Source organism: Pseudonocardia halophobica, assembly GCF_050948485.1.
Classification (GTDB): domain Bacteria; phylum Actinomycetota; class Actinomycetes; order Mycobacteriales; family Pseudonocardiaceae; genus Pseudonocardia; species Pseudonocardia halophobica.
Genome location: NZ_CP192046.1, coordinates 7,054,519 through 7,081,235 on the forward strand (window position 1 = coordinate 7,054,519; position 26,717 = coordinate 7,081,235).

General features: G+C 74.8%; 22 protein-coding genes. 6 read left to right on the forward strand and 16 right to left on the reverse strand.

The features are described 5' to 3' along the window. Nucleotides 1-56 precede the first annotated feature (56 nt). The 3 genes from ACQP04_RS33695 to moeA form a co-directional block, all read right to left on the reverse strand. Nucleotides 57-1,061 carry a CDP-alcohol phosphatidyltransferase family protein gene (locus ACQP04_RS33695; protein WP_433504487.1) on the reverse strand — a complete coding sequence of 335 codons (1,005 nt, stop codon included), beginning with the start codon at nucleotides 1,059-1,061 and terminating at the stop codon, nucleotides 57-59. After that, entirely contained in the window at nucleotides 1,058-1,963 is a 906-nt protein-coding gene (locus ACQP04_RS33700; protein WP_433504488.1) for a phosphatidylserine decarboxylase, read from the reverse strand. The genes ACQP04_RS33695 and ACQP04_RS33700 overlap by 4 nt, the downstream gene beginning before the upstream one ends. Nucleotides 1,964-2,419: 456 nt before the next feature. Beyond that, a complete protein-coding gene (moeA, locus tag ACQP04_RS33705) occupies nucleotides 2,420-3,667 on the reverse strand; it encodes a molybdopterin molybdotransferase MoeA (protein WP_433504489.1) in 1,248 nt (415 codons plus the stop codon). Between the two features lie 198 nt (nucleotides 3,668-3,865). On the opposite strand from moeA, the gene groL reads away from it, so the two are divergent. Further along, the gene (gene groL, locus ACQP04_RS33710) at nucleotides 3,866-5,494 is read left to right on the forward strand and encodes a chaperonin GroEL (RefSeq protein ID WP_037048718.1); all 1,629 of its coding nucleotides are present in this window, start codon (nucleotides 3,866-3,868) and stop codon (nucleotides 5,492-5,494) included. A 69-nt stretch (nucleotides 5,495-5,563) separates the two neighbouring features. Here the strand turns inward: groL and ACQP04_RS33715 are convergent, their stop codons facing one another. The 3 genes from ACQP04_RS33715 to ACQP04_RS33725 form a co-directional block, all read right to left on the reverse strand. After that, entirely contained in the window at nucleotides 5,564-5,983 is a 420-nt protein-coding gene (locus ACQP04_RS33715) for a hypothetical protein (protein ID WP_433504490.1), read from the reverse strand. A gap of 226 nt (nucleotides 5,984-6,209) precedes the next feature. After that, a complete protein-coding gene (locus ACQP04_RS33720; protein WP_433504491.1) occupies nucleotides 6,210-6,683 on the reverse strand; it encodes an endonuclease domain-containing protein in 474 nt (157 codons plus the stop codon). A gap of 621 nt (nucleotides 6,684-7,304) precedes the next feature. Next, nucleotides 7,305-8,357: a helix-turn-helix transcriptional regulator gene (locus tag ACQP04_RS33725; RefSeq protein ID WP_433504492.1), complete on the reverse strand. Its 1,053-nt coding sequence runs from the start codon at nucleotides 8,355-8,357 to the stop codon at nucleotides 7,305-7,307. 62 nt (nucleotides 8,358-8,419) lie between these two features. Between ACQP04_RS33725 and ACQP04_RS33730 the strand changes: the two genes are divergently transcribed. After that, the gene (locus ACQP04_RS33730) at nucleotides 8,420-9,001 is read left to right on the forward strand and encodes a TIGR03086 family metal-binding protein (protein ID WP_433504493.1); all 582 of its coding nucleotides are present in this window, start codon (nucleotides 8,420-8,422) and stop codon (nucleotides 8,999-9,001) included. A 232-nt stretch (nucleotides 9,002-9,233) separates the two neighbouring features. Here ACQP04_RS33730 and ACQP04_RS33735 read toward each other — a convergent pair whose 3' ends face one another. The 10 genes from ACQP04_RS33735 to ACQP04_RS33780 form a co-directional block, all read right to left on the reverse strand. After that, entirely contained in the window at nucleotides 9,234-10,502 is a 1,269-nt protein-coding gene (locus ACQP04_RS33735) for an ABC transporter substrate-binding protein (RefSeq protein WP_037048707.1), read from the reverse strand. Then, on the reverse strand, nucleotides 10,499-11,671 hold the full coding sequence (locus ACQP04_RS33740) for a branched-chain amino acid ABC transporter permease (protein ID WP_433504494.1): 1,173 nt from the start codon (nucleotides 11,669-11,671) through the stop codon (nucleotides 10,499-10,501). The genes ACQP04_RS33735 and ACQP04_RS33740 overlap by 4 nt, the downstream gene beginning before the upstream one ends. Further along, nucleotides 11,664-12,542 (reverse strand): branched-chain amino acid ABC transporter permease, encoded by an 879-nt coding sequence (locus tag ACQP04_RS33745; RefSeq protein ID WP_037048703.1) that lies wholly within the window; start codon nucleotides 12,540-12,542, stop codon nucleotides 11,664-11,666. Before ACQP04_RS33745 ends, ACQP04_RS33740 begins: the two co-directional genes overlap by 8 nt. Then, the gene (locus tag ACQP04_RS33750; RefSeq protein ID WP_433504495.1) at nucleotides 12,539-13,348 is read right to left on the reverse strand and encodes an ABC transporter ATP-binding protein; all 810 of its coding nucleotides are present in this window, start codon (nucleotides 13,346-13,348) and stop codon (nucleotides 12,539-12,541) included. Before ACQP04_RS33750 ends, ACQP04_RS33745 begins: the two co-directional genes overlap by 4 nt. Continuing rightward, nucleotides 13,345-14,154 (reverse strand): ABC transporter ATP-binding protein, encoded by an 810-nt coding sequence (locus ACQP04_RS33755; protein WP_037048834.1) that lies wholly within the window; start codon nucleotides 14,152-14,154, stop codon nucleotides 13,345-13,347. Before ACQP04_RS33755 ends, ACQP04_RS33750 begins: the two co-directional genes overlap by 4 nt. Nucleotides 14,155-14,290: 136 nt before the next feature. Continuing rightward, a complete protein-coding gene (locus ACQP04_RS33760) occupies nucleotides 14,291-14,896 on the reverse strand; it encodes a response regulator (RefSeq protein ID WP_433508488.1) in 606 nt (201 codons plus the stop codon). A gap of 14 nt (nucleotides 14,897-14,910) precedes the next feature. Continuing rightward, nucleotides 14,911-16,104: a GAF domain-containing protein gene (locus ACQP04_RS33765; protein ID WP_433504496.1), complete on the reverse strand. Its 1,194-nt coding sequence runs from the start codon at nucleotides 16,102-16,104 to the stop codon at nucleotides 14,911-14,913. Nucleotides 16,105-16,183: 79 nt separating this feature from the next. Further along, on the reverse strand, nucleotides 16,184-16,435 hold the full coding sequence (locus ACQP04_RS33770) for a PspC domain-containing protein (protein ID WP_433504497.1): 252 nt from the start codon (nucleotides 16,433-16,435) through the stop codon (nucleotides 16,184-16,186). Between the two features lie 75 nt (nucleotides 16,436-16,510). Beyond that, nucleotides 16,511-16,729: a hypothetical protein gene (locus ACQP04_RS33775; protein ID WP_358203370.1), complete on the reverse strand. Its 219-nt coding sequence runs from the start codon at nucleotides 16,727-16,729 to the stop codon at nucleotides 16,511-16,513. Nucleotides 16,730-16,846: 117 nt separating this feature from the next. Next, complete coding sequence (locus ACQP04_RS33780; RefSeq protein ID WP_433504498.1) at nucleotides 16,847-18,508, reverse strand: DNA repair helicase XPB; 1,662 nt, start codon at nucleotides 18,506-18,508, stop codon at nucleotides 16,847-16,849. Nucleotides 18,509-19,046: 538 nt separating this feature from the next. Between ACQP04_RS33780 and ACQP04_RS33785 the strand changes: the two genes are divergently transcribed. From ACQP04_RS33785 to ACQP04_RS33800, 4 genes are all read left to right on the forward strand, one after another. Further along, nucleotides 19,047-24,809, forward strand: coding sequence for a nitrate- and nitrite sensing domain-containing protein (locus ACQP04_RS33785; protein ID WP_433504499.1), 5,763 nt, complete (start codon nucleotides 19,047-19,049; stop codon nucleotides 24,807-24,809). Between the two features lie 67 nt (nucleotides 24,810-24,876). Further along, entirely contained in the window at nucleotides 24,877-25,299 is a 423-nt protein-coding gene (locus ACQP04_RS33790) for a roadblock/LC7 domain-containing protein (protein WP_037048693.1), read from the forward strand. Nucleotides 25,300-25,379: 80 nt separating this feature from the next. Further along, the gene (locus tag ACQP04_RS33795) at nucleotides 25,380-26,066 is read left to right on the forward strand and encodes a DUF742 domain-containing protein (RefSeq protein WP_433504500.1); all 687 of its coding nucleotides are present in this window, start codon (nucleotides 25,380-25,382) and stop codon (nucleotides 26,064-26,066) included. Nucleotides 26,067-26,100: 34 nt separating this feature from the next. After that, a complete protein-coding gene (locus ACQP04_RS33800) occupies nucleotides 26,101-26,703 on the forward strand; it encodes a GTP-binding protein (RefSeq protein WP_037048822.1) in 603 nt (200 codons plus the stop codon). Nucleotides 26,704-26,717: the final 14 nt, after the last annotated feature.

Consider the following 26,717-nt stretch of genomic DNA (forward strand, 5'->3'; position numbering starts at 1 on the left):
ACCGTATCGATCCGATCGGGGCGTCCTGCGGGGTCGGGCGCGGTTCGACGGCGCCCTCAGCGGCGCCGCAGCCCCCGGCGGCGCTCGGTGCTGGGCAACCGCCGGGTCTGCCCGAGCGGGCGCATCGGCCGGACCGGGCGCGCGGGGCCGCCGTCGAACGGCTCGACGGGGTCCTCCGCGCTGCGGCGCCGCACCATCCCGCCCATGTTGCGGGCGACGGCGATGGTCCGACCGGCGACCCGGCGGCGCAGCGGCGGCCGCAGGCCGAGCCGGCGGGCGGACCGGGCGGCCCGGGCGACGGCCCGGCGCTCGCGCACCGGCATGCCCCACGCCTCCGGGTGTCGCTCCAGCCACTTGTAGCGGTACACCGTGTACGGGATGAGCAGCAGGTAGCCGACGGCGATCAGCGCCATCCCGAGGAAGGGCGCGGTCAGCAGGATCGCCGCGGCCACGCCGACCAGCACGAGCAGCGGCGCGACGTATCGCGGCCGCACGCGCGCGGTCTTCAGCGAGAGCGTGGGGATGCGGCTGACCATGAGCGCCGCGGTGCACAACGCCCACACCCCGACGGTGACCGGCGACGACCACCAGCCCGGGCCGAAGTGCAGGAAGAGGTAGAGCGGGATGCCGGCCGTGAGCGCCGCCGCCGGGGCCGGGACCCCGACGAAGAACTCCTTGGCGAACGGCGGCTGGTCCTCGTCGTCGATCAGGGTGTTGAAGCGGGCCAGCCGCAGCGCCATGCAGACGGCGAAGATCAGCGCGACCACCCAGCCGAGCCGGGTGCCCTGCAGCGACCAGATGTAGATGACCAGCGCCGGGGCGACGCCGAAGGACACCAGGTCCGCCAGCGAGTCCAGCTCCTGCCCGATGCGGCTGCTGGCGTCGAGCAGGCGGGCGAGGCCGCCGTCGAGGGCGTCGCACAGGGCGGCCGCGCCCGCGGCGGCGATGCACAGCTCGAACCGGCCGGCCAGCGCGAAGTTGACCGCCGAGAGGCCGGCACAGAGCGCGAGGACGGTGACGGCGTTGGGCAGCAGCCGCACGCCCGCCTGGTAGGTGTTCACGGCCGGTCCTTCTCGACGGCGTCGTTCACCACGGCGTCCTGCACCACGGCGTCCTGCACCACGGCGTCCTTCACCACGGCGTCCTTCACCACGGCGTCCTTCACCACGGCGAGGTCCGCCAGGACGGTCTCCCCGCCGATGGTGCGCTGCCCCACCGACACCTCGGGGGCGACGCCCGGCGGGAGGTAGGTGTCGACGCGCGAGCCGAACCGGATGAGCCCGTAGGTCTCCCCGGCGGCGACCTCGTCGCCCGGCTTCACGTCGCAGCGGATCCGCCGCGCCAGCAGCCCGGCGATCTGAACGACGCCGACCAGGTGCCCGGTCTGCGTCTCCAGGACGAGGGCGTTGCGCTCGTTGTCCTCGCTGGCCTTGTCCAGGTCCGCGGAGAGGAAGGCGCCGGGGCGGTACTCGACCGAGCGGATCCGGCCGTGCACCGGGATGCGCTGGACGTGCACGTCGAGCACGGAGAGGAACACGCTGACCCGGGTGACCGGCTCGCGCGGCAGGTCCAGCTCCGCGGGCGGGACGACCTCGGAGATCAGCGCGACGGTGCCGTCGGCCGGGGCGAGGACGGCGCCCGGGCGCGGCGGCGGCACACGCCGCGGCTCGCGGAAGAAGGCCGCGGTGGCGGCGGTGGCCAGCAGGCCCACGCCGGTGCCCCGGCCCGTGAGCAGCCGGACTGCGCCGGCCGCGGCCGCGACGGCGGCGATGATCGGGCGGCCGCCGGGGTGCAGCGGCGGGACGGCCTCGCGCACCAGCTTCGCGGCGTGCAGCACCAGGTTCTCGCCGCCGGTGGCCGGCGGGGCACCCGCCGGATGCAGCTCGGAGGTGGTCCCGGGCCTGTCGTGGGGGCCGGCCCAGGGGGCGCCCGGGGGCGGGGTCGCGGGGGTGGTCGCGGCCATGGTGCCAGCGGCTCCTCGTCGGCAACGCCGGTTCTCCCGGTCTCCCGGCCGGTGCGGGAGGGAGGGCGCGGGCGCCACGCTACTGCGATCCCGGGACCAGGCGGTGGGGCCCCTGCGGGCCCGACGGCCGGACGGGGCGGTACAGGACGGTGACAGCAAAGGGCCGGGGCCGCCATCCCCCGAGACGGCGACCCCGGCCTTGGAACCGCTCGTCCGCTCCCCAGCGACGGGCGGTAGGTCCTGTGCGTCGAGAGGTGGTTACCCGCCCCCCGCTCAAAGTATCCCCAGCACCCGACCGATCGTCCAGATCAATCCGCGAGGAACTGGATGATCTGCACCGATCGGCCGAACACTCACCTCGTAAGACGTCCTGGCGGCGCGAAGTGTTGCACCGTCCGCATGTGATGCGTACCACTTTCCGGGTGACAGGGGGGCGCCGTACCCCCTAAAGGCCCCTCACAGACCGCTGTCGAGCAGCCACACCTCGAGTTCGTCCCCCAGATGCACGCCGGTGGCCTCCGCCGGCACCACGAACAGGCAGTCCGCCCTGGCCAGAGCCGCGAGCATGTGCGAGGCGGGCGACCCGACCTCGCCGACCGTGCCGTCCCGCGCGTCGAGCGTCCCGCGGCGGAACTGCGTGCGCCCGGCGGGCGAGCGGAGCGTCTCGCGCGAGCGGGCCGTGACGACCGGCCGGTCGGGGTACGGATGGCCCATCGCCCGGCGCAGCACGGGGCGCACGAACACCTCGAAGGAGACCTGCGAGCTCACGGGGTTTCCCGGCAGCGTGACGACCGGGCAGCTGACCTCGCCGAACTCGACCACACCCGCGCCCTGCGGGCCGCCCGGCTGCATGCCGACCTTGACGAACTCCACGCCGTGACCGGTCAGCGCGTCCTTCACCACCTCGTAGGCCCCCGCGCTCACGCCGCCGGAGGTCACCACCAGGTCGACGCCCGCGACGATCCGCTCGGCGAGGACCTTCCGGAACTGCTCGACGTCGTCCGGGACGAAGCGGAGCTGGTCGGCGGTGCCGCCCGCGTCCCGCACCGCCGCGGCGAGCATGGCGCCGTTGGACTCGTAGATCTGGCCGGGCGCGAGCGGCTCGCCCGGCGCGACGAGCTCGGAGCCGGTGGAGAGGACGAGGACGTGCGGCCGGCGGCGCACCGGCAACGTGGCCCGGCCGACCGCGGCGGCGACCCCGATCTGCGCGGCACCGAGGACGGTGCCGGCGTCGAGCACCGCGGTGCCCTCGAAAACGTCCTCACCGACGGTGCGCACGTGCGTGCCCGCCGCAGGCGCCGCGGAGATCGCCACCCGCTCGGTGCCGCCGTCCGTCAGCTCGACCTGGACGATCGCGTCGGCACCCGCGGGCACCGGGGCGCCGGTCATGATCCGGGCGGCGGTGCCGGGCTCGAGCGGCGGCACGTCCGTGCGACCGGCCGGGATGTCGACGGCGACGGGCAGGGTGACCGGGCTGTCCGCGGTGGCCCCCGCCACGTCGGCGGCCCGGACGGCGTACCCGTCCATCGCGGAGTTGTCGAAGGGCGGCAGGGAGATCGCCGCGGTGACCGGCTCGGCGAGCACCCGCCCGCGCGCCTCCGCGAGCGGCACGACCTCCACCCCGGTGGGCGGCAGGAGGGCCGCGACGACGGCCCGGTGCTCCTCGACGGTGCGGGGCGGTTTCGCGGCACTCACACCGGCCATCCTGCCGCAGGGCCCACACCACGGTGGGGTCGACCCGGGTTCGGTTGCACTCACCCACCCCGAGTGCTAAAAACGGCGCTGGCACTCGCCTGTCGGGAGTGCCAGGTCGAGCCGGTGAGGCCGGCGCAGGGTTGCCGGCCGTCCGTCGCGGGCGCCGTGTTCGAACCGACGAGTCATCCCAACCGGAGGACCACCCCCATGGCGAAGCAGATCGCGTTCGACGAGGAGGCGCGCCGCGGGCTCGAGCGCGGCATGAACACCCTCGCCGACGCCGTCAAGGTGACGCTCGGCCCACGCGGCCGCAACGTCGTCCTGGAGAAGAAGTGGGGCGCGCCCACCATCACCAACGATGGTGTGTCGATCGCCAAGGAGATCGAGCTCGAGGACGCCTGGGAGAAGATCGGCGCCGAGCTCGTCAAGGAGGTCGCAAAGAAGACCGACGACATCGCGGGTGACGGCACCACCACCGCCACCGTGCTGGCGCAGGCGCTGGTCCGCGAGGGCCTGCGCAACGTCGCCGCCGGCGCGAACCCGATGGGTCTGAAGCGCGGCATCGAGAAGGCCGTCGAGGCCGTCTCGCAGGCGCTCCTGAAGTCGGCCAAGGAGGTCGAGACCAAGGAGCAGATCGCCGCCACCGCGTCGATCTCCGCCGCCGACAAGCAGATCGGCGAGCTCATCGCCGAGGCGATGGACAAGGTCGGCAAGGAAGGCGTCATCACCGTCGAGGAGTCGCAGACCTTCGGGCTCGAGCTCGAGCTCACCGAGGGCATGCGCTTCGACAAGGGCTACATCTCCCCGTACTTCGTGACCGACGCGGAGCGCATGGAGGTCGAGCTCGAGGACCCGTACATCCTCCTCGTCTCCTCCAAGATCTCGACGGTCAAGGACCTGCTCCCGCTGCTGGAGAAGGTCATGCAGTCGGGCAAGCCGCTGGCGATCATCGCCGAGGACGTCGAGGGCGAGGCCCTGGCCACGCTCGTCGTCAACAAGATCCGTGGCACCTTCAAGTCCGTCGCCATCAAGGCCCCGGGCTTCGGTGACCGCCGCGAGGCCATGCTCGCCGACATGGCGATCCTGACCGGCGGCGAGGTCATCTCGGAGAAGGTCGGCCTCAAGCTGGACAACGCCGACCTGTCGCTGCTGGGCACCGCCCGCAAGGTCGTCGTCACCAAGGACGAGACCACCATCGTCGACGGTGCGGGCGACGCCGACCAGATCGCCGGTCGCGTCAACCAGATCCGCGCCGAGATCGAGCGCACCGACTCGGACTACGACCGCGAGAAGCTGCAGGAGCGTCTGGCCAAGCTGGCCGGCGGTGTCGCGGTGATCAAGGCGGGCGCGGCCACCGAGGTCGAGCTCAAGGAGCGCAAGCACCGCATCGAGGACGCCGTCCGCAACGCGAAGGCGGCCGTCGAGGAGGGCATCGTCGCCGGCGGCGGCGTCGCCCTGATCCAGGCCGGTGCGGGTCTGTTCGAGGGCCTCGGCCTGGACGGCGACGAGGCGACCGGGGCGAACATCGTCAAGGTCGCGCTCGAGGCGCCGCTCAAGCAGATCGCGATCAACGCCGGCCTCGAGGGCGGCGTCGTGGCGGAGAAGGTGCGCAACCTCCCCGCGGGCGAGGGCCTCGACGCGGCCACCGGTGAGTACAAGGACCTGGTCAAGGCCGGCATCATCGACCCGGCCAAGGTCACCCGCTCGGCGCTGCAGAACGCGGCCTCGATCGCGGCCCTGTTCCTCACCACCGAGGCGGTCATCGCCGACAAGCCGGAGAAGAACGCCGCTCCGGCCGGCGACCCGACCGGCGGCATGGGCGGCATGGACTTCTGAGTCCGGCCACCTGGTTCGTCCCGCGGGGGCGGTGGGCTTCGGCCCGCCGCCCCTGCGGCGTTCTCGGGGTCAGCCCGCGACCCACAGCCAGACGCTGCCGCCGGCCACCAGGAAGGTCGGGACCAGCGCGATCAGCACCGGCCAGACCCGCGGCGCCCCGCTCGTCGCGAACCAGAAGCCGATCGGCCAGACGATCGCGACCGCGCCCATGACCGCGCCGAACATCACGCCGCCCGCATCGGCGAGACCCAGCCCGAACGCGATCCCCATCAGGCCGAACAGGGCGGGCCAGAGGGCGCAGAGGACCGTCAGGGTCAGCCCGGCGATCCGTGTCGCCAGCACCGCCGACGGCGCCGGCCGGCGCCCGTGGGGCCCCTCGGGCAGGCCGGCGGGATGGGTGGGGAGGCGAGGTGCGGGAAGGGTCGGGGGTGGGGCGGTGGGCGGGGTCCACCGTGCCGCATCGGGATCGTGGTGCGGTGTCGTCCTCACGGGCCCGACGCTACGAATCCGCAGGTCGCACGGCAGTCGTGCCACCACTACAGCCCTCGGGGGCCAGCAGGTGATCCTTCCGGGCGTCACCCTGCGGCTGTTGCCACGGCAGTCCCGTGACTCTCACCGCCGTTGATCATTGCGAGTGACACGTGATCGTCGGGGCGGCAGCACTCCTGTCCCGCTCAGAGCGATCATGAGCGGCTCGGAGCGATCATGGGAACGCTCAGAGGTGACCCGCCAGCCGGGCCGGGTCGAGCCCACGCGCCCGGCAGGCCGCCTCCAGCTCGCGGCGCACCCTCGCCGCCACACGCTCCGGGTGCCGGTGGACCTCGACCGCCGAGAACCGCACCACCCGCCAGCCCGCCCGCGCGAGGTGCGCCTCTCGCGCCAGGTCGCGCAGTGCCCGTTCCGGCTCGAGATGGTTGCCGCCGTTGTACTCGAAGGCGAGCAGGAGCAGCGGGTACGACAGGTCGAGCGCGTACGGACCGACCGGATGCTGGAGGACCGGGCGTGGCAGGCCGGCGTCGCCGATCGCGAGCCGGATCCGCGTCTCCATCGGCGACCCCGAGCGGCGGTCGGCGCGCCGCACGATCTCCGGAAGGCGCGCGCTCCCCCGCGCACCGAGGTGTCGCGTTCGCAGCGCCAGCAGCTCGCTCGGCTCGAACTCCCCGACCCGTGCGAGGGCGTCGACGGCCACGATCCCGTCCCACAGCGGACCGCGACAGGCGAGGTCGAACGCGGTGCGCCGGGCGAGGTCACCCGCACGCCGTCGACCAGCGTGGTCTCGTCCGGGAGGAGCCGGCCGCGGCGCACCCGCAGGCCCGGCTGTCCCCGCTGCGTGCCGCCCGGCACCACGAGATCCACGAGCGCGTTCGCCGGGCCGCACGACGCGCCCAGGAGCTCGGCCGCGGCCCATCCGCCGACCGCACCGCGTCCCTCGACGAGCAGGTACGCACCTCGGGCGCGCACCGCCAGGTGCGACGGGTCGAGCTCGGGTGCGGCGGGGACGTAGACGTCGGAGAACAGCCGGTGGAAGCGGGGACCGCGCAGCTGCCCGGGCGTCACCCACCCGGCCGCCACCGCCGCGGAGCCCCGGAACGGTCGATTCAGCACGCCCCTTGGACGGCTCCCGGCTCCGGCCCGTTCATGATCTTTCCGAGCGACACGGTGCGGTCGCGCGCATGACGCTCCGGTACCGCTCGCGTCGATCACCGCTCCCGTGATCGACCGAGGGTCACGGGAGCGTCAGCGCGAGAGTGCTCCCGTGACCGCCGGATGGATCATGACGGATCACGATGGGGAGCAGCAGCGCGCCGGATCACGGACGATGGGCGGCGACGACGGCCTCGGCGCGGGTGCGGAGGGCGGTCGCCAGCTCGGGCGGGTGGAGGGCCTCGGCGTCGGGCGCGAGTGACCACACCACGCGGATCGCGTGCCGGAGGTCGCCGAACGCCGCGGTCACCACGGACCAGCCGCCGGCCTCGACGTCCTGATCGGTCCACCCATGCTCGGCGACCTCACCGACCTCACCGACCTCGCCGTCGGCGCCGTCGGTGTCCTCAGTGGTCCCGAGGTTCTCGGCGTCGGTCACGGTGAGGGCGGTGCGGGTGAGCTCCGCCCGGCGCTGCTCCCGCACCCGGATCCTCGCGACGACGTGGGGCAGGGCCCGGCGGAACTCGTCCCGCCGACGTTGCCACAGCTCCTCGAGGTCGACGCCGGTCGGGCGCTGCGCGGGCTCGTCGAGCTCCTCCGCCGCCTCGATGCGGGAGATGCGGTAGGTGCGGTCGGCGCCGTCGTGGAGCGCCAGGAGGTACCAGGCGCCGGCGGCCTCGACCAGGCCCAGCGGGTCGACGGTCCGCCACCGGCCCTCCTCCGCCCCGCGCGCGGCGTACCGGATCCGCAGCCGGTGCCCGGTGAACACCGCGCGCTGCACGGTGTGGAGGGCGTCGGCGGCGGGCGTCTCGGGGGCGTCGTGCAGGAAGCCGCCGCGCCGGACCAGCACCCGCCCGGTCGCGTCGGTCGCAGCCTCGCGCGAGCCCTCGGGCAGCGCCGTGACCACTTTCCGGATCGCGGACGAGAACGCCTCGCCCAGACCGAGGGCGTCCGACGTCGCGCGGGCGGGCGAGGTCAGCAGGGCCACCGCCTCGTCCGGCGTCAGCCCGGTGAGATCGGTGGAGAAGCCCGGGAGCAGCGCGAACCCGCCGTGCCGGCCGCGTTCGGCGTAGACGGGGATGCCCGCGGCCGAGAGCGCCTCGACGTCCCGGAGCACGGTCCGGGTCGACACCTCCAGCTCGCGCGCGATCGCGGGCGCCGTCATCCGGCCGCGATGACGGAGCAGGAGGACGAGCGAGAGCAGGCGGTCCGCGCGCATGTCCGAAGACTGGCAGAGATACACGACAGAGGATGTCGTGTTTCGGCTGGAGGCTTGCCGCCATGACCACCACCGAGATCGTCACGGACCCCCGCCCCCACTACCGCGCCGCCCTCGACTGGGCCGCCGGGCTGCTCGCCGGGGTGCGCCCGGAACAACTGCGCGACGCCACGCCCTGCCCCGAGTTCGACGTCGAGGGCCTGCTCCGGCACCTCGTCGCCACGGTGAACAAGATCCGCATGATCGGTGAGGGCGGTTCGCCGTTCACCATGCCGTTCCAGGTTCCGCCCGCGCCCGACTACCCCGCCTCCTTCGCCGAGGCGCAGGCGCGGATGTGGACCGTCTGGTCCGACGACGCCCTGCTCGACCGCGAGGTCACCGTCCAGTGGGGCAGCGCCCCCGGCCGCGGTGCGCTGTGGGGCTACGTCAACGAGACGCTCGTGCACGGCTGGGACCTCGCCGTCGCCACGGGGCAGGACGCCGAGGCCGATCCAGACCTGGCCGAGGCGATGCTGGCGGTCGCCCGCCAGATGATCCCCGCCGAGGGCCGGGGCGGGGACTTCCCGTTCGCACCCGTGGTCGAGCCGACGCCGGACGCGGGCCCGACCGAGCGGCTCGCCAACTGGTCGGGGCGCCGCCGGTGATGTCCGGCCACCGGTGAGGGCCCACTGACGGCGGAAGGGCCGGGGCGCTCGCGGTGAGCGCCCCGGCCCGATCTCCCGACATCGCCGACTCGCGGTGCCGGAACTGCCGACTCGCGGTGTCAGAACTGCCGACTCGCGGTGCCGGAACTCCCGACTCGCGGTGCCGGAACTCCCGACTCGCGGTGCCGGAACTCCCGACTCGCGGTGCCGGAACTCCCGACTCGCGGACCGGTCAGGACTGCTGGTGCGGGGCCTTGTAGCCCTGGGCGTCGGGGGCGGTGAAGAGCGGCGCCACCTCCGTCAACCCACCCTCGGCGTTCTGGTCCACCTTGGCGATGTAGACGCCGCGGGTGGGCGGGGCGCCCGGGATGCTGTAGTCGAGCGGCGCGACCAGGTCGTCCGTCGTGACCGAGGTCAGCGACTTCAGCGCGGTCTGCACCCCGGCGCGGGTGAGGTCGCCGTTCTGGCAGGCCTTCTCCAGCACCGCCTGCCACACCAGGCTCTCCACGTACCCGGCCTGGGCGCCGGCGTTCTTCGGCTTGTCCGGGTAGGTGGCCTTGTACTCGTTGGCGACCTCGACGGCCTTCGGGGTCTTCGACGAGAACGGCGCGCTCGACGCCGCCACGTACAGCTTGTCCAGCGACGCCGCGGCCGGGCTCTGCAGCAGAGCCGGGTCGAAGGTCGGGTTGTTGCCGAGCACCGGGACGTTCAGCCCGAGCGCGGCGTTGTTCGACATCGCCGACGCGGTCTGGCCCGGCGTCGTGGTCAGCACGATCGCCTTCACCCCGGCGCCCTTGAGCCCGGTGACGATGTTGGCCAGGTCGTTGTCGGTGGAGGTGATCTTCGCTTCCTGCACCGTCATGTTGTGCTTCGAGGCGTAGTACTTGGAGCCGCGCAGGCCGTTCCCGCCGTACTCGCCGTCGATGTAGATGTGGCCGATGGTGTCGCCGTCGGCGATCAGGCCCTGCTGCTGCAGGTAGGCCAGGCCGTCGATGATCTCGAGGTCGTACGTCGTGCCGATCATCATGACGTTGGGGTTGTTGAGGATCTCCGACGACCACGACGCCGGCGCGGTGAGCACGTTGTCGTCGATCAGGTTCTGCTTGAGCGCCGCGAGCACCGGCGACCCGACGAGCTGGGTGATCCCCAGGATCTTGGGCTCGAGCTGCGGGTAGAGCGTCTTCGCGGTGTCCGCCTTGTACCCGTGGTCGACGACCTCGAGCGCCAGCTGGCGCCCGCAGATGCCGCCCGCGGCGTTGACGTCCTTGACCCACAGCTCGTTGCCACCGGTCAGGGCCTCGCCGAGGTTCTTGAACACGCCGGTGCGGTCGGTCATGACGCCGAGGGTGATCGTCGTGTCGGTGACGCCCTTGTCGGTCTTGACCCCGCCTGCTCCGCCGCCCGACGACGCGTTGTCCGCGGTGCTGCCGCACGCGGCGAGCACCAGGCCGGCCGCGAGTCCGCCGGCGAGCGCGGCCAGCCGCCTCCGCCTGTCGATCATCCTCGATCTCCTCCTCGGGTGGGGCGGGCTGCCCTGACGTGGGCGAGCCTGCGGCCGATGGCCGCGAGCCCGCCGGGTTCGAACATCACGACCAGCACGACGGCCACGCCGTAGACGAACGCGCTGATCAGGACCGGCGACGGACCGCCGAACTGGGCGTCGGCGAACCAGCCGAACTCGGTGGCGCCGAGGGTGAGCAGCTGCGGCAGGCCGTTGACCAGCACCGCGCCGGCGACGGCACCCGGGATCGACCCGAGCCCGCCGATGATCACCATGGCGAGGTAGCCGATCGCGACGGTGATCGAGTAGGTGCCGACGAACTCGTTCTCGTCGGGTTTGACCAGGTCGAGCCACAGCGCGGTCATCACGCCGGCCAGCCCGGCGTAGGCGGACGAGATCGTGAACGCGCCGGCCTTGATCCGGGTGACGTGCACGCCCATCGCCGTGGCGGCGGCCTCGTTGTCCCGCACCGCCCGCCAGGCCCGCCCGATCCGGCTGCGCACCGCGCCCCGCGCCAGCAGGTAGGCGCCGACGGCCAGGACGAGGAACAGGTACCAGAGCCGCTGCTGCTTCTGGACCGCGACGCCGAGGATCGTGGGCGCCGGTTCGGTGTTGGCGAAGCGGAAGTCGAAGATCGCGAAGGTCGGCGGTGGGCGCCCGGTCGAGGTGCCGCCGCTCAGCATGTCCAGCGACTGGCCCAGGTACAGGCCGAGGAAGACCAGCGACAGCGACGCGACGCCGAGGTAGATGCCCCGAAGGCGGCCGGACACCGGCGCGAACGCCAGTCCGACGAGCCCGCAGATCACGACCGCCCCGACCGCCGCGACCACCGGCGGCAGGCCGAGCCCGACCAGGTCCCCGGAGTCGCCCGAGTCACCGGCGAGCACGGCGTAGCTGACCGCGCCGACCAGCAGGAAGAACGGCGTCGCGAGGGAGAGCTGCCCGGCCTGGCCGACGAGCATGGTCAGCCCGACCGCCCCGACCACGCCGATCAGGACGTACTGCCCGGCCTTCAGGTAGGCCACGTCCGTCCCGGTGAACACCGGGAACAGCACCAGCAGCACGAGGAGCAGGGTGACCCCGGCGATCTTCAGCCAGTTTCGGGGCCGGCGGGGCGCCGGGGTCGGGGGTGCCTCCGTCTCGGGCGGCGTCACCGTCACCTCAGACACGGGACAGCTCCCGGGTCCCGAACAAGCCGCTCGGTCTGATCACCAGGATCAGCAGCATCACCAGGAACACCGCGCTCTTGGAGAACTCGAAGGAGACGTACTGGGCCGACAACGCCTCCGTCAGCCCCACGATCAGCCCGCCGACGACCGCGCCGACGGTGGAGTCGAGCCCGCCGAGGATCGCGGCGGGGAAGGCGATCAGCGCGATGGCGTGCGTGCCCCGGCCGAGCCCCGCCCCGGAGAAGTCCTGGGTCGCCATGAACAGCACCGCCACACCGGCCAGCGCGCCGGCGAGCAGCCAGGCCGTGGCCGTGACCCGCGAGCTGCGGATCCCCATCAGCGCGGCGGCCTCGCGGTTCTCCGCCTGGGCCCGCATCGCCACCCCCCAGGAGGAGAAGCGGAAGGCCAGGAAGAACGCCGTGATCAGCACGATCCCGACGATCAGCGCCACCAGCTGGGTGCGGAAGACCGTGAGCCCCGCGGCCTGAAGCGGCTGGGCGTCGTACGGGTCGCCGATGAACGGGATGTCGGCGCGCAGCCGGCGCACGATCTCCTCGGTGATGATCACGTCGACGCCGATGGTGAGCAGGGCGAGGCTGTTGACGTCGGCGTTGCGCGCGTGGGCGATCAGCAGCCGCTCGATCAGCAGCGCGGCCAGTGCCGCCGAGACGATCCCGAGCGCGGCCGCGGCCGGCCAGCCCAGCGCGTCCTTGGTGGCGTAGACCATGTAGCCGCCGATCAGCACCAGCGACCCGTGCGCGAAGTTCACCACCTCGGTCGCCTTGAAGATCACGACGAAGCCCAGCGCGAGCAGGGCGTAGACCGCGCCCTTGCCCAGCCCGTTGAGCACGAGCTGCAGGAACGTGTTCACTCCGGCTCCTCCCCGCCCGTCCCCAGGTACGCGCGGATCACCTCGGCATCGGCCTGGACCTCCGTGGGCGACCCGTCGGCGATCAGCCGCCCGAAGTCCAGGACGCTCACCCGGTCCGCGATGCCCATGACCAGTCCCATGTCGTGCTCGACGAGCAGCACCGAGATCCCCAGCGCGTCCCGCAGGTCGCGGATCGTCACGCCCATCTCGGCGGTCTCGGTGGCGTTGAGCCCGGCCGCCGGCTCGTCGAGCAGCAGCAGGGTGGGCTCGACGGCCAGTGCGCGGGCGATGTCGACCCGTTTCGCGACGCCGTAGGGCAGGGCCCCGACCGGGACGTCGAGCCGGTCGGCGACGCCGAGGAACGCGCAGATCTCCTCGACCCGCGCGACGTGCCGGCGTTCGGTGCGCACGGTCCGCGGCAGCCGCAGGCCGCCGCTGAAGAACCCGCCGCGGGTGAGCGCGTGCCGGCCGAGCAGGACGTTGTCCCGCACCGTGCTGTGCGGCGAGAGTGCGATGTTCTGGAAGGACCGGCCGACGCCGAGGGCCGCCAGCCGGTGCGGCGAGGTGCCGGTGAGGTCGGTGTCGCCCAGCCGGACCCGGCCCGACGTCGGCCGGTACAGCCCGCTGATCACGTTGAAGCAGCTGGACTTGCCGGCGCCGTTCGGGCCGATCAGGGCGTGCACCGTGCCGGGCCGCACGGCGAAGGACACCTCGGACAGGGCGGTGATCCCGCCGAACCGCAGCGTGACGTCGTCGACCGCGAGGGTCCGGACGTCCTCCCGGATCTCCGGAGGGGCGGCGGTCATCCGGCCCACCTCGTCAGGGACCGGCGCGGGCGGTGGGCCAGCGCCTCGGCCTGCTCGGCCTCGGCCCGCTCGGTGGACTCGGCGTGCCCGCCGAGGTAGAGGCGCTGGACGTCGTCGCTGGCGGCGAGCTCCTCGGCCGTGCCGGTGAGCGCGATCCGGCCGACCTCGAGGACCGCGGCGTGGTCGGCGACCTCGAGCGCCATGGTCGCGTTCTGCTCGACGAGGACGACCGCGGTGCCCTGGGCGTGGATCTCGCCGATGATCCGGGCGATCCGGCCGACCATCTGCGGCGCGAGGCCGAGCGAGGGCTCGTCGAGCAGCAGGAGCTCGGGGCCGGACATCAGCGCCCGGCCGATCGCCAGCATCTGCTGCTCGCCGCCGGAGAGCAGGCCCGCGCGTTGCGACGCCCGCTCGGCCAACACCGGGAACAGCTCGGCCACGCGCTCGCGGGCCGCGGACCGCACCGACGCCGACCGGGCGCCGAGCCCGCCGGCCCGCAGGTTCTCCTCGACGGTCATCCGGGCGAACACCTGGCGGCCCTCCGGCACCGCGACGACGCCGCGCCGCACCACCGCCGCCGGGTCCAGTCGGTCGAGGCGCTCGTCGCGGAACCGGATCTCGCCGGCCGTGACCCCGCCGCCGTGCAGCCGCAGCGTCGCCGACACCGCGCGGAGCAGGGTGGACTTACCGGCGCCGTTGCCACCGAGGACCGCCAGCACGCTGTCCGCGCCGACCTCGAGATCGACCTCCTCGAGGGCCCGCACCGACCGCCCGTAGCGGACCGACAGCCCGCGCACGCTCAGCACCCGTCGCACCGCCTCCCCCGGCCGCCGCGGCCGGTCGGCGCACATCGTGGTGCCGGTCACACGGCTCGCCACACCCCCAGGTGGAGAGGTTCGGACGAACGGGGCGTCACGATCACGCATCGTGCACAACGGACGCCTACAGCAGCCCCGCCTCGCTGGCCTTGCCGATCGCCTCGACCCGGTTGCGGGCCCCCAGCTTGTGCAGTGCGGACTGCAGGTAGGTCTTCACGGTGTTGCGGGTCAGGCCCGTGGCCTCGGCGATCTCCGGGTTCGTCCGGCCCTGGGCGGCCAGCCGGAGCACCTCGTACTCGCGGCGGGTCAGGCCGGTGCGCTCCAGCGCCGTCGCCGCGGCGTCGGCCGCCGGGACCATGCGCGGGTCCACCACGCGCTCCCCGCGGAGCACCGCGCGCAGGGCGGCGACGAGGTCGGTCGCCGCCGCATCCTTGACCAGGCAGCCGTGGGCGCCGGCGTCGAGCGCCGCCCGGATGCCGTGGTGGTCGCCGTGCGCGGTGAAGACGACCACCCGGGCCCCCGGGCACACCTCCCGCAGCCCGACGACGACCTCGGGCGCGAGCATGTCCGGCAGCCGGAGGTCGAGCAGCACGAGATCGGGGCGCAGCTCCCTGGCCCGGTCGAGCGCGGTACGCCCGGACTCGGCGGACCCGACCACGGCCAGCGACGGCTCGCCGCGCAGGAGCAGCGCGACGCCGTCGCGCACCACGGGATGGTCGTCGACGACCATCACCCGGGCGGCGCTCACCGGCCGGGCACCGGGGGCACGGGCGGCACGGGGAGCACCGGGGGCGCCGGCAGGGCGACGCGCAGGGTGGTGCCGCCGTCCTCGTCGTGGATCAGGCCGACCTGTCCCCCGAACCGCTCCGCACGGGCGGCGAGCATCCGCACGCCCAGGCCGGTCCCGACCGACGTCGCCGGTTCGGTGACGCCGCCGTCGTCGGCCACGGCGAGCTGGACCCCGCCCGCGTCGTCCGGCGCGAGGCTGACGATCACGGTGCTGGCGCCGGCGTGCTTCTCGGCGTTGAGCAGCCCCTCCCGGGCGACGGCGACGAGGATCGCGGTGCGCTCGCCGTCGAGCGGCGCGACCGGGCCGAGCTGCACGAAACGGCAGGTCACGCCGGTGCGGGTCTGGAAGCTGCGGCAGTGCTCGGCCAGCTCGACGGGCAGCGCGCGCTCGGGCGAGCTCTCCGCCAACGCCAGCAGGGCCTCCCGCAGGGCGCGGGAGGCCTCGGAGACGTCGGCCTCGATCCGGGTGAGCCGCCCGGCGAGGGCCGGGTTGTCCGGCAGGTCGGCGCGCAGGTCGCGGACCTGGGCGCCGATGGAGAAGAGCATCGCGCCGACGGAGTCGTGCAGCGATGCCTGCATCCGCCGGCGCTCGACGGCGACGGCGCCGTCGACGTTGGCCGCGGCGGCGTCGGCCAGCCGCAGGGTCGGGACGGCCCGGTCCGCGGCCCGGCGCAGCGCGTCGACGGCGGCGTCGCCGAAGGTCCCCGGGCCGTGCAGCCCGGCGTAGGCGACGGCCAGCGGGCAGTCGCGGTCCAGGACCGGCACCGCGACGAGGGCGCCCAGGGCCTCGCGGCGGACGCGCTCGTCGTAGTCGTGGGTGATCGTCGGGGCGGACACGTAGTCCCGCACCCGGACGGGCTCGCCGAGCATGAGGGCCCGGCCGCCCACCCCGCGCCCGACGTCGACCGCGAGGTCCTGCAGGGCGTCGGTGCGGGTGCCGTCCGTCCAGCGGATCACGGTGCCGCCGCCGGGTACCCGCTCGCCGAGGAAGCCGGCGTCGGCGCCGGCGGCCTCACGGATCAACCGGGCGGTGCCGCGCAGGGCGAGGACCCGGTCCAGGACGGACAGCAGGCCCTCGCGCTCGGCGAGCAGCAGGTCGAGCAGGTGCCGCCGCTCGGCGGCCCGCTCGGTCGCGGGGTTCGGACGCACGCGCGGACGATGACACACACCCGGTGAGCTGCGACACACCCAAGTGCAGAGGTGCGCCCGTCCCGGACCTGCTCCGGGCTCACTCCTCGGGCGCGAGGAACCAGGCGGCGACGTAGAGGACGATGCCGAACCCGAAGCCCAGCACGGTCAGCGCGACGAGCGCGATCCGGATCAGGCCCGCGTCGACGTTCAGGCTCTCGGCGAGCCCGCCGCACACGCCGGCGATCATCTTGTCGGAGCGGCTGCGGTGCAGCCGGAACGGCTTCTGCTCCCGCGGGGCGGGGACGACGGCCGGCTGGTCGGGCGTGGCGGTGGTGGTCTGCTGTTCCATGACCACGAGCCTGCCGCCGGCGCCGGGCCGGCACCTCGGGGTCGGCCCCGGATCCCTCCCGGAGACCGACCCGGATCAGCGCCGGGGTCGGCGGGGCTCCGGGGTCCGGGGCGCGCGCCCGCCGGTGTGCGGCCACGACGGGTCCTGCTCCGGCGCGGGAGCGGGATGCGGGAAGGGGTCCTCGGGGACCTGTCGGTCCCGCAGCCGCACCATCCGCCCGACGAGCACCGCGACGACCAGGGCGACGGCCACCCAGGCCAGCACCCCGACGACGATCCAGCCGGCGACGGACATTCCTCGGCTCCCTGTCACGGTTTGCGCCACCGAGTGTCCCGGACCTGGCCTTTCGACGCACGGCCGCATCGGGGTGAGGCGGTACCCCCGTCCCGGGGATCCGCCGTCACGCTCCGGTCAGCCCACCTCGGGCAGGGCCGGTCCGAGCAGGTCGTCCGCGTCCACGATGCGGTACGCGTACCCCTGCTCGGCGAGGAAACGCTGACGGTGCGCGGCGTAGTCGGTGTCGAGGGTGTCCCGCGACACGACCGAGTAGAAGTGCGCCTGCCGGCCGTCCCCCTTGGGCCGCAGCAGCCGGCCCAGCCGTTGCGCCTCCTCCTGCCGGGACCCGAAGGTGCCCGAGACCTGCACGGCCACGGTGGCCTCGGGCAGGTCGACGGAGAAGTTGGCGACCTTGCTGACGACCAGGCGCTTCAGCTCGCCGGCCCGGAAGGCGTCGAACAGCGCCTCCCGCTCCCGGTTCTTCGTGGAGCCCTGGATCACCGGGCAGTCCAGCACCTCGCCGAGCTCGTCGAGCTGGTCGAGGTAGGCGCCGATGACCAACGTCGGCTCGTCCGGGTGCCGGTCCAGGATGGCCTTGACGACGGGCAGCTTGGTGCGTGCGGTCGACGCCATGCGGTACCGCTCCTCGGCCTCCGCGGTCGCGTAGCCGAGCCGCTCGCTCTCCGTGAGCGTGACCCGGACCTCGGTGCACTCGGCGGGCGCGATCCAGCCCTGCTGCTCGATGTCCCGCCACGGGGCGTCGTAGCGCTTCGGCCCGATGAGGGAGAAGACGTCGCCCTCCCGGCCGTCCTCGCGGACGAGGGTCGCGGTCAGCCCGAGCCGGCGGCGGGACTGCAGGTCCGCCGTCATCCGGAAGACGGGCGCGGGGAGCAGGTGCACCTCGTCGTAGACGACCAGGCCCCAGTCCCGGGAGTCGAACAGCTCGAGGTGCCGGTACTCGCCCTTCGTCTTCCGCGTGATCACCTGGTAGGTCGCGATCGTGACCGGGCGGATCTCCTTCTTCTCGCCCGAGTACTCGCCGATCTCGTCCTCGGTGAGGCTGGTGCGGGCGACCAGCTCGCGCTTCCACTGCCGGCCCGAGACGGTGTTGGTGACCAGGATCAGCGTGGTGGCGCCGGCACGGGCCATCGCCGCGGCGCCGACCAGCGTCTTCCCCGCGCCGCAGGGCAGCACGACCACGCCGGAACCGCCGTCCCAGAACCCGTCGACGGCCTGGGCCTGGTAGTCGCGCAGCGTCCAGCCGTCCTGGACCAGCTCGATCGGGTGCGACTCGCCGTCGACGTAGCCGGCCAGGTCCTCGGCCGGCCAGCCCACCTTGAGCAGCATCTGCTTGAGGTGCCCGCGCTCCGACGGGTGGACGACGACCGTGTCCGGGTCGATCCGGGCACCCAGCATCGGGGCGATCTTCTTCTGCCGCAGCACCTCCTCCAGCACCGCCCGGTCCAGCGCGGTCATGACCAGGCCGTGCGCGGGGTGGTTGGAGAGCTGCAGCCGGCCGTACCGGCCCATGGTGTCGACGACGTCGACCAGCAGCGGCTGCGGGACGGCGTAGCGGGAGAAGCGGACCAGGGCGTCGACGACCTGCTCGGCGTCGTGCCCGGCGGCCCGGGCGTTCCACAGCGCCAGCGGGGTGACGCGGTAGGTGTGCACGTGCTCGGGGGCGCGCTCCAGCTCGGCGAAGGGGGCGATCGCCATCCGCGCGTCGGTCGCGGTGGGGTGGTCGACCTCGAGCAGGAGGGTCTTGTCGGACTGGACGATGAGCGGTCCGTCGGTCACGCGCGGATCCCTTCGGGGGTGTCGATCGGTGCACGACCCGCCACTCGTCGTGAGTCGGGCGGTCTCCCGCGGACGGTGAGCGGTCGGCGACGGCGCCACCCGATCGGGGTGATGGACGAGTCGTTCGTCCAGGGCGGGCGTCGCGCCACCTCCGGCTATGCTGGCCGGGCACTGTCCGCAGTACGTACGTGTGCCACGACGATCCTATCCCCGGTTCCGGGCGGGCGGCCTCCCCAGCGGCCGCGTGTCGCGGAACCCGCTGCAGGAGAAGCGGACCGGCGGCGTCCCGGGCCCGGCCTCGGCCGGGCGCGACCGCGCGGCCGGTCCTCGACCGGAAGGCCCAGACGATCACCGCCCCGCTCCCCGCCGGCTCCCCCGCACCGCCCCCGGCCTCGCCGAACACGCGTGCGAGCCACTCGGCCACTGGCCGCTACCAACGGGCACCTCGGCTCCGCCAGGTGTCCGCGGGGCGCGAATCGTCGGGTCCGCGTGTCAAGGTCGGTCAGGTCGTCGCGAGCCACATCAGGGAGACGTTGACGTGACCAGCACCGAACGCCACCCCGCGTGGTCGGAGCGGCTGAACCCCCGCAACTGGAGCCTGGCCGCCAAGCTGGTGGCCGTGGGCCTCGTGCCCACCCTGCTGGCCCTGGTGCTGGGCGTCCTGCGCATCTCCGACCAGGCCGGCGTGGCCGAGCAGCTGGGCCGGGACAACCGCCTGCTGGAGATCCGCCAGGACGTCGCCGCCACGGCACAGGCGCTGCAGGCCGAGCGCAACAGCGCCGTGCTCTTCGTCGCCGGCGGGCGCACGGGCGACCGCGGCGCGCTCGCGGCCGCCGCCGCGGACACCGACGCCAAGCTCGGCGAGGTGCGGTCGGCGCTGTCCGACCCCTCGCTGCTCGACGCGAGCAGCACCACCGCGCTGCAGCAGGCCGAGGGCGGGTTCACCCAGCTCCCGGTGCTGCGCACGGACGTGGCGGGCTCGCCGGCCCGGGTCGACGACGTCACCACCCGGTACACGACCATCGTGCAGCGCACGGACGTCCTGGAGCGGGCGCTGGTCCGCCAGGGCGAGACCACGTACGCCGGCGGCCTGGGCGACGCGCTCACCGCGACCGGCGAGGCCCGCGAGGCGCTGGCCCTGCAGCACACCGTCATCGCGGGAGCGATCGCCGCCGGCCGGCTGAGCGAGCAGGACAAGATCACCGTCACGGGCGCCGCCGCGGCGTTCGCCACGGCGTTCGCCGACTACCAGGTGGGCCTCACGCCGGAGCAGCTCGCGCGCTACGGCAACTTCGCCACCGACGGGGCCAACGTCGAGCTCGAGCGGCTGCGGACCCAGATCATGGCCACCCCGACCGACCGGCCGCTCGCGGCGGACCCGGTGGCGTGGGACGCGGCATACCAGCAGGCCGCCCAGGTCGTCGAGCGCGCCGGCTCCGGCGTGGCCGACGAGCTGACCGCCACCTCCACCCAGGCGCAGGAGGACGCGAGCAACAAGGCCGGCGTCAACTCCGTGCTGCTCATGCTGGGCGTGCTGCTCGGTATCGCGATCATCGTGCTGCTCGCCCGCAGCCTCATCCGGTCGCTGCGGGTGCTGCGCCGCTCCGCCCTCGAGGTCGCCGAGCGCCGGCTGCCCCAGGCCGTCGAGAGCATGCGCTCCGGCCAGCCGCTCAACGCGATGGTCGAGCCGGTGCCGCTCGCGGGCCGGGACGAGGTCGGCCAGGTGGCCCGGGCGTTCGATGCGGTGCACGGGCAGGCGATCCGCCTCGCCGCCGACCAGGCTGCGCTGCAGTCGAACGTGTCGAACATGTTCGTCAACCTCTCCCGCCGCTCGCAGGCGCTGGTCGAACGCCAGCTGCAGCTGATAGAGCAGCTGGAGAGCAACGAGCAGGACCCGGACCAGCTGTCCAACCTCTTCCAGCTGGACCACCTCGCCACCCGTATGCGGCGCAACAGCGAGAACCTGCTGGTCCTCGCGGGCACCGACCTCGCGAAGCGCAACGTCGCCCCGGTCCCGGTGGTCGACGTCCTCCGCGCCGCGGTGTCCGAGATCGAGCAGTACCAGCGCGTCGTCGTGCAGCCGCCGCCCGTCGCGACGGTCGCCGGGCGCGCCGCGAGCGACCTCGTCCACCTGCTGGCCGAGCTGCTCGACAACGCCACCAACTTCTCCCCGCCGGACTCGCAGGTCGTCATGAGCACGACCCGGGCGGGAGACGGCTCGCTGCTCGTCGAGATCGCCGACCGCGGCGTCGGCATGGCGGAGCACGAGCTCGCCGAGGCCAACCAGCGCCTCTCCTCCCCGGCCGCGGTCGACGTCTCGGCGTCGCGCCGGATGGGTCTGTTCGTGGTCGGCCGCCTGGCCAACCGGCACGGGCTGGGCATCCGGCTCGGCGGCGGCATGACGGGCGGCTCCGGCGGCCTCACCGCCTCGGTCACCGTGCCCGCCGTGCTCGTCCCGTCGGCCGAGCCGATCGACCGGCAGCCGGTCCGCGCCGGCGCCGCGCCGGCCGTCCCCGCCGGGCAGGGAGCGTCCGCCTTCGGCGGCGGCCCCGCCGCCCCCAGCACCGTTCCCGCGCCGCGTCCGGGCAGCAACGGCACCGGCCCGTCCCGGTCGTTGTCCTCGCTGGTCGCGGGCGACGACGGGCCGATGAGCCCCGCTCCGGCGCTCGGCGGCGGACGCCCACCGACCCCGCCGCTCAACGGGAAGGGTCTGCCGCAGCGCCGGCCCGGGGGCGTGCCCCCGCAGGACGGCCCCGGCCCGGACGACGGCTTCGACGCCTTCGGCACCGGCGCGGCCACACCGCCGGCCGAGCGCCGGGACGAGGCGGAGGCCACCGCCCCCCCGGACCAGGACACGCGGGAGGAGCGCAGGACCACCCAGCAGGGCGGCGGCGCGACCGACGGCCGCACCCAGGACGGGCAGGGCGGCCGCCAGCCGTCCGATGGCCGGCCGGCGGGCCCGGAGCGTGGCCCGTGGCCGGTGGAGAGCCTCCGGCGGCCGCCGAACGGCTCCACCGTCCCGACCCGGCCGACCAACGGGCACGCCCTCCACGGCGAGCCCCCGGCCGCGTCCGGCCCGGGTGACCTGCCGTCGCTGCCGAGGCGTGCGCCGCGGGGCGGCACGTCGGGCGAGGCGACCGACCGGACCCGTGAGCAGGAACGTCCCGCCACGCCGGCCGACTCCCCGCCCGACTCTCCGCCCGCCTCCTCGGCCGGCGAGGCGCAGGCGCGCAGCGAGGGGCAGGACGACGCGCCGTCGACGGCCTCCGAGCGGCCGGGCGAGAAGCTCGGCCGGGGCGTGGCCGCGGCCGGCGCCGCCCTGGCCGGCGCGGCCGCCGGGCTCGCCGGTGCGGCGGGGCTGCGCAAGTCCGACAAGGACTCCGACGAGTCCGCGGACCGCGCCGGGAGCGACCGCACCGCCAGCGACCGCACCGCCAGCGACCGCACCGACCCGGACGACAGCGCGACCGAGACCGGGCGGATCGCCACCGGCGCCGCGTCGGCGGACGACCAGACCCCGCCGGCGGGTTCGGTAGCGAGCGGCGCGGACACCGACACCGACGCGGACACCCCCGCCACCGGCACCTCGGCCACGGCCGGGACCCGCGGCGGCCGGCCGAAGGCCCCCGAGGGCACCGCGGGCGCTACGGGTGCTGCGGGCACTACCCCCGGCGCCGACTCCACCTCCACTGCGGAGGCGGACGAGGACGAGCCCGCCACCAGCCGCTTCCCGGTCATCGGGACCGGCGGGATCTCGCCGACCGCCGACGCGGCCACGACCGTGCTGTCGGCCGACACCCGCACCACCGGCGCCCCCGCCGTGAACGGCCAGGATCCTGCGGTCGCGGGCCGCACCTCCGCCGAGGTCGGCGTCCCGTCCGGCGCGAAGGCGGACGGGAAGCGCGAGAGCGCTGTCGAGTCGACGGCCGGTACGGAGGCCCCGCGTCCGGGCGCCACGCCCGGCACCGCGCCCACCGGCCTCACCGGCCCCACCGCCACGGAGCGCGACGACGCACCCGAGGGGCGCGCCCCTGAGGGCTTCACCATCGAGCGCGGCACCTCAGAGCCCGGCAGCACCGAACGCGGCACCACCGAGCGCCGCAGCACCGAGAGCACCGCGACCCTGGGCAGCGAGACCGACGAGCGCACGACCGACGAGCGCACGACCGACGGCCGTGTGAGCGAGGGCCGCGCCGCAGCGGGCAGCACTGCAGCGGGCAGCACTGCAGCGGGCACCGAGGCGCCGGACACCGAGGCGACGGGCAGCGAGGCCGGCGGGCGCGCCGGGACCGACCGCCCGGGCCGCACGGGTGCCGCGTTCGCCGCGGGCGCCGGGACCGCCTTCGCCGGCGCCGCCGGCATCCGCTCCGGGCGCTCCGACGAGCCCGGCAAGGGCGCGGACACCGAGGGCCCGACCGCGAGTTCCGCGGCCGGGACCACGGACTCGACCACCCCGGGCACCGGGGGCGCGAACAGCACCGCCACCGCCGCCGAGCGCACCGACAGCACTCCCGGTAGCACCGCGCCCGCGGGTCCCGAGGGGACCGGCGGTGCGAGTGCGACGGGCGGCTCCGAGGCCGGAGCGCCCGCGGGTGGCGAGCCCGTTCCCCCGACCGCGGCGGGCCTGCCGCGGCGCACGCCCGGTGTGAACGGCGGGCAGCGGCCCAGCCGGCCGCCGGCGCTGCCGCGGCGCGGCGAGGAGCCCGAGGCCCGGCCGGAGCGTCCGGCCGCGGCGGGCGCGCAGGCCGGCGCCGAGGGCATCGAGCTCCCGCGCCGCACCCCGGGCGCACCCGGCCAGAACGGGGACCGGGCCGGCCAGGCCCCGGCCAGCCCGGCCGCCGGTGTCGAGGGCTCGCAGGGTCTGCCCCGGCGCACGTCGGGCGCCGCGCCCGGCGCCGACAACCGGCCCACGAGCTACCCGACCGGCCCGGGGGGCCTGCCGCAGCGCCGGCCCGGCCGCCCGATGTCGGCGTCGACCGAGGGCACGGAGGCCCTCTTCTCGGCCTCCACGCCCGCGGACACGAGCACCACCGGCCAGCTGCGCCGCCCGGGCGGTTTCGAGTCGCGGACCCCGTCGGGCCGCCGGCCCGGCACGGACGGCCTCACCGGGACCGGCGACGTCGCCGGGACCAACGGCACCGCGACGACCGGCGCGGACGCCGCGGACATCCTGGGTGGCGCGTCCACCCCGGGCCCGGAGCAGACCGGCGGCACCGCTCCCGCGGGCGGGACCCTCGGCCAGGGCCCGGCGGACCCGGCCGCGGCGACCGACACCCCGGCGACGCAGGGCCCGGGTCCCCACGGCCTGGCGTCTCGGGGATCGGCCACCCAGGGACCGGCTCCGGCCGCGAACCCGACCGCGAACCCGGCCGGCCCGTACCGCAACGGCGGCCCCATCGCCTACGGCACCGGCACCCCGGGCGCCCCGGGCACGGCGGCCGGCCAGGGCACGAACGGTCCGACCGGCCCGGCCGGCCTGCCGACCCGCCGCCCGAGCCCCGGTCCCCAGGCCGCCGCCCCGACCGGCCCGAACGGCACCGGCAGCACCGGCACCGGCAGCACCGGCACCGGCAGCGCCGGCACCGGCAGCACCGGCACCGGCAGCACCGGCACCGGCCCCGCCGCAACCGGCAACGGGTCCGCCCCGGCCGCAACCGGCCCGGGCCTGCCCGGCACCGGCACCCCGGCCCCGGCCGGTGCGCTCGGCGCCACGCCGGCCGACCCGACCGTACCCACCGGCGGCCCGGCCGAGTCCGCCGACGGGCCGACCCGCTTCGACCTCGGCCAGACCACGCCGATCTTCGAGGAGATCGCGTCGGCCTGGTTCCGCTCGAACCGCTCCGTCCCGGTCCGCTGGACGGACGGCGAGGGCGCCGAGGACGCCCCGGGCACCCCGGCTCCGGCGGGCGCGGCGGCCCCGGCCGACTCGCTCCGCACGGACCGCGTGGCCGGCGGCGAGACCGGGTTCGCCACCGCGGCGGACGAGGGCTGGCGGGTCGCCGACGCGACCGCGGCGGCCACGGCCGCCGAGTCCGAGCGCGGCGCGAACGAGACCACGGAGGCGGGGCTGCCGAAACGCAGGCCCCGCGCGCGGCTCGTACCGGGCAGCGCGGCAGGATCCGCGGTGCTGGCTCCGCCTTCGGGGCCGGCCCGCAACGCCGAGGCCATCCGTGGCCGTCTGGCGAGCTACCAGCAGGGCGTCCGGCAGGGCCGGGAGAGCCGGCTGCGTCGCCAGTCGGCGACGGGCGGTGCCGGCACCGGGCAGACCCGGAGCACGACCGAGCAGGACGAGGAGAAGTGATGATCGGGCAGGAGACCGCACCCGCGGCCGCCCCCACCGGCCCGACCGACGTCGAGGAGGCCGCGGCGTGACCGCACCACAGACCCAGCCCAGCCGGTTCGGATGGCTGGTCACCAACTTCGCGGAGAAGGTCCCCGGGGTCGCGCACGCGATCGTGGTCTCCGCCGACGGGCTGCTGCTCACGGCGTCGGACCGGCTCCCCCGGGACCGCGCGGACCAGCTGGCCGCGGTGGCGTCCGGGTTGGTCAGCCTGACCCAGGGCGCGGCCCGCTGCTTCGACGCGGGCGGCGTGGTGCAGACCGTCGTGGAGATGGACCGCGGGATCGTCCTGCTCATGTCCATCAGCGACGGCTCGTGCCTGGCCGTGCTCGCGTCCCCGAGCTGCGACATCGGTCTGATCGGCTACGAGATGACGCTGCTGGTCGACCGGGTCGGCCAGCTGCTCACCCCGGAGCTGCGGGCCGAGCTGCAGGGCTCCTTCGGGCCCTGACGCCCCGGCGTCGACCCCCGGCGGCCCGATCCCATGTCCATCCGTCCGACGAACGACCGGCACGAGGCAGGTGAGGTTTCATGACCAGCGGTCCCGACGACGCACCGCGTCAGCAGGAGCCGACGTTCGCTGACGTGATGAACGGGTTCAGTCTCGACTCGGGGCGCCCGCGCAAGCGCCGCCGGTGGGGGCGCCGCCGGGACGAGGACGCCGAGCGGCAGGAGGCCCCGCAGGTCGCACCGCCGCCGGCGTACCCGACCACGCCGCCCCCCGGCCCGGTCCCCAACGAGGTCGCCTACAGCCAGGGCTCCCACAGCTCCCAGGGCTTCCAGGGGGACACCGGGTTCGCGGGCTCGGGCTACGGCGGTTACCAGACCGGCCCCATCGAACCGATCCGGGACGAGCCACTCCCGCCCGCCGTCCCGACCGGGGCGTCGGCGGTGCGGCCCTACGCCTGGACCCGCGGCCGGACCAAGTCCGGCTTCGACCTCGCGATCGAGACGCTGGTCTCGACCAGCCCGCAGGGGCGTGAGCAGCTGGCGATGCTGCAGATGGAGCACCGCTCGGTCGCGGACCTGTGCGACCAGCCCCGCTCGGTCGCCGAGGTCGCCGCGCTGCTGTCGATCCCGCTCGGTGTCGCCCGGGTGCTGCTCGGCGACATGGCCGGGCTCGGCGTGGTGACCGTGCACCAGACCGCGAGCAGTACCGGCAACGAGCCGGACCTCGCACTGATGGAAAGGGTGTTGAGTGGACTCCGTCGGCTCTAGTTACCCCGTCGGCGGGCCGCCGGTCACCCCGGCGATGTCCCGCCCGTCCCCGGCACCCCGACCGGGTCCGACGCCCACCACGATCTCGGCGAAGATCGTGGTCGCGGGCGGCTTCGGCGTCGGCAAGACCACGTTCGTCGGCTCGGTGTCGGAGATCGACCCGCTGACGACCGAGGCCGTGATGACCGAGGCCAGCGCCGGGCACGACGACCTGAGCGCCACGCCGAACAAGCAGACCACCACGGTCGCGATGGACTTCGGCCGCGTCTCGCTCGACTCGGACCTGATCCTGTACCTGTTCGGCACGCCCGGGCAGCACCGGTTCTGGTTCATGTGGGACGACCTGGTGCGCGGCGCGATCGGCGCCGTCGTGCTGGTCGACACGCGGCGGTTGGCGGACTGCTTCTCCGCGATCGACTTCTTCGAGGACCGCGGCCTGCCCTACGTCGTCGGGCTGAACGCCTTCGACGGCCAGCAGCCGCACCGGGTCGAGGACGTCCGCGAGGCCATGTCCATCGACCCGTCGATCCCGATCGTCATGTGCGACGCCCGCAACCGGGAGTCCACGAAGCAGACGCTGATCGCGCTGGTCCAGCACGCCATGGCCGCCCGCATGGCGGCCGGCGCCCGCCGCTGACCCGGCGCTGACCC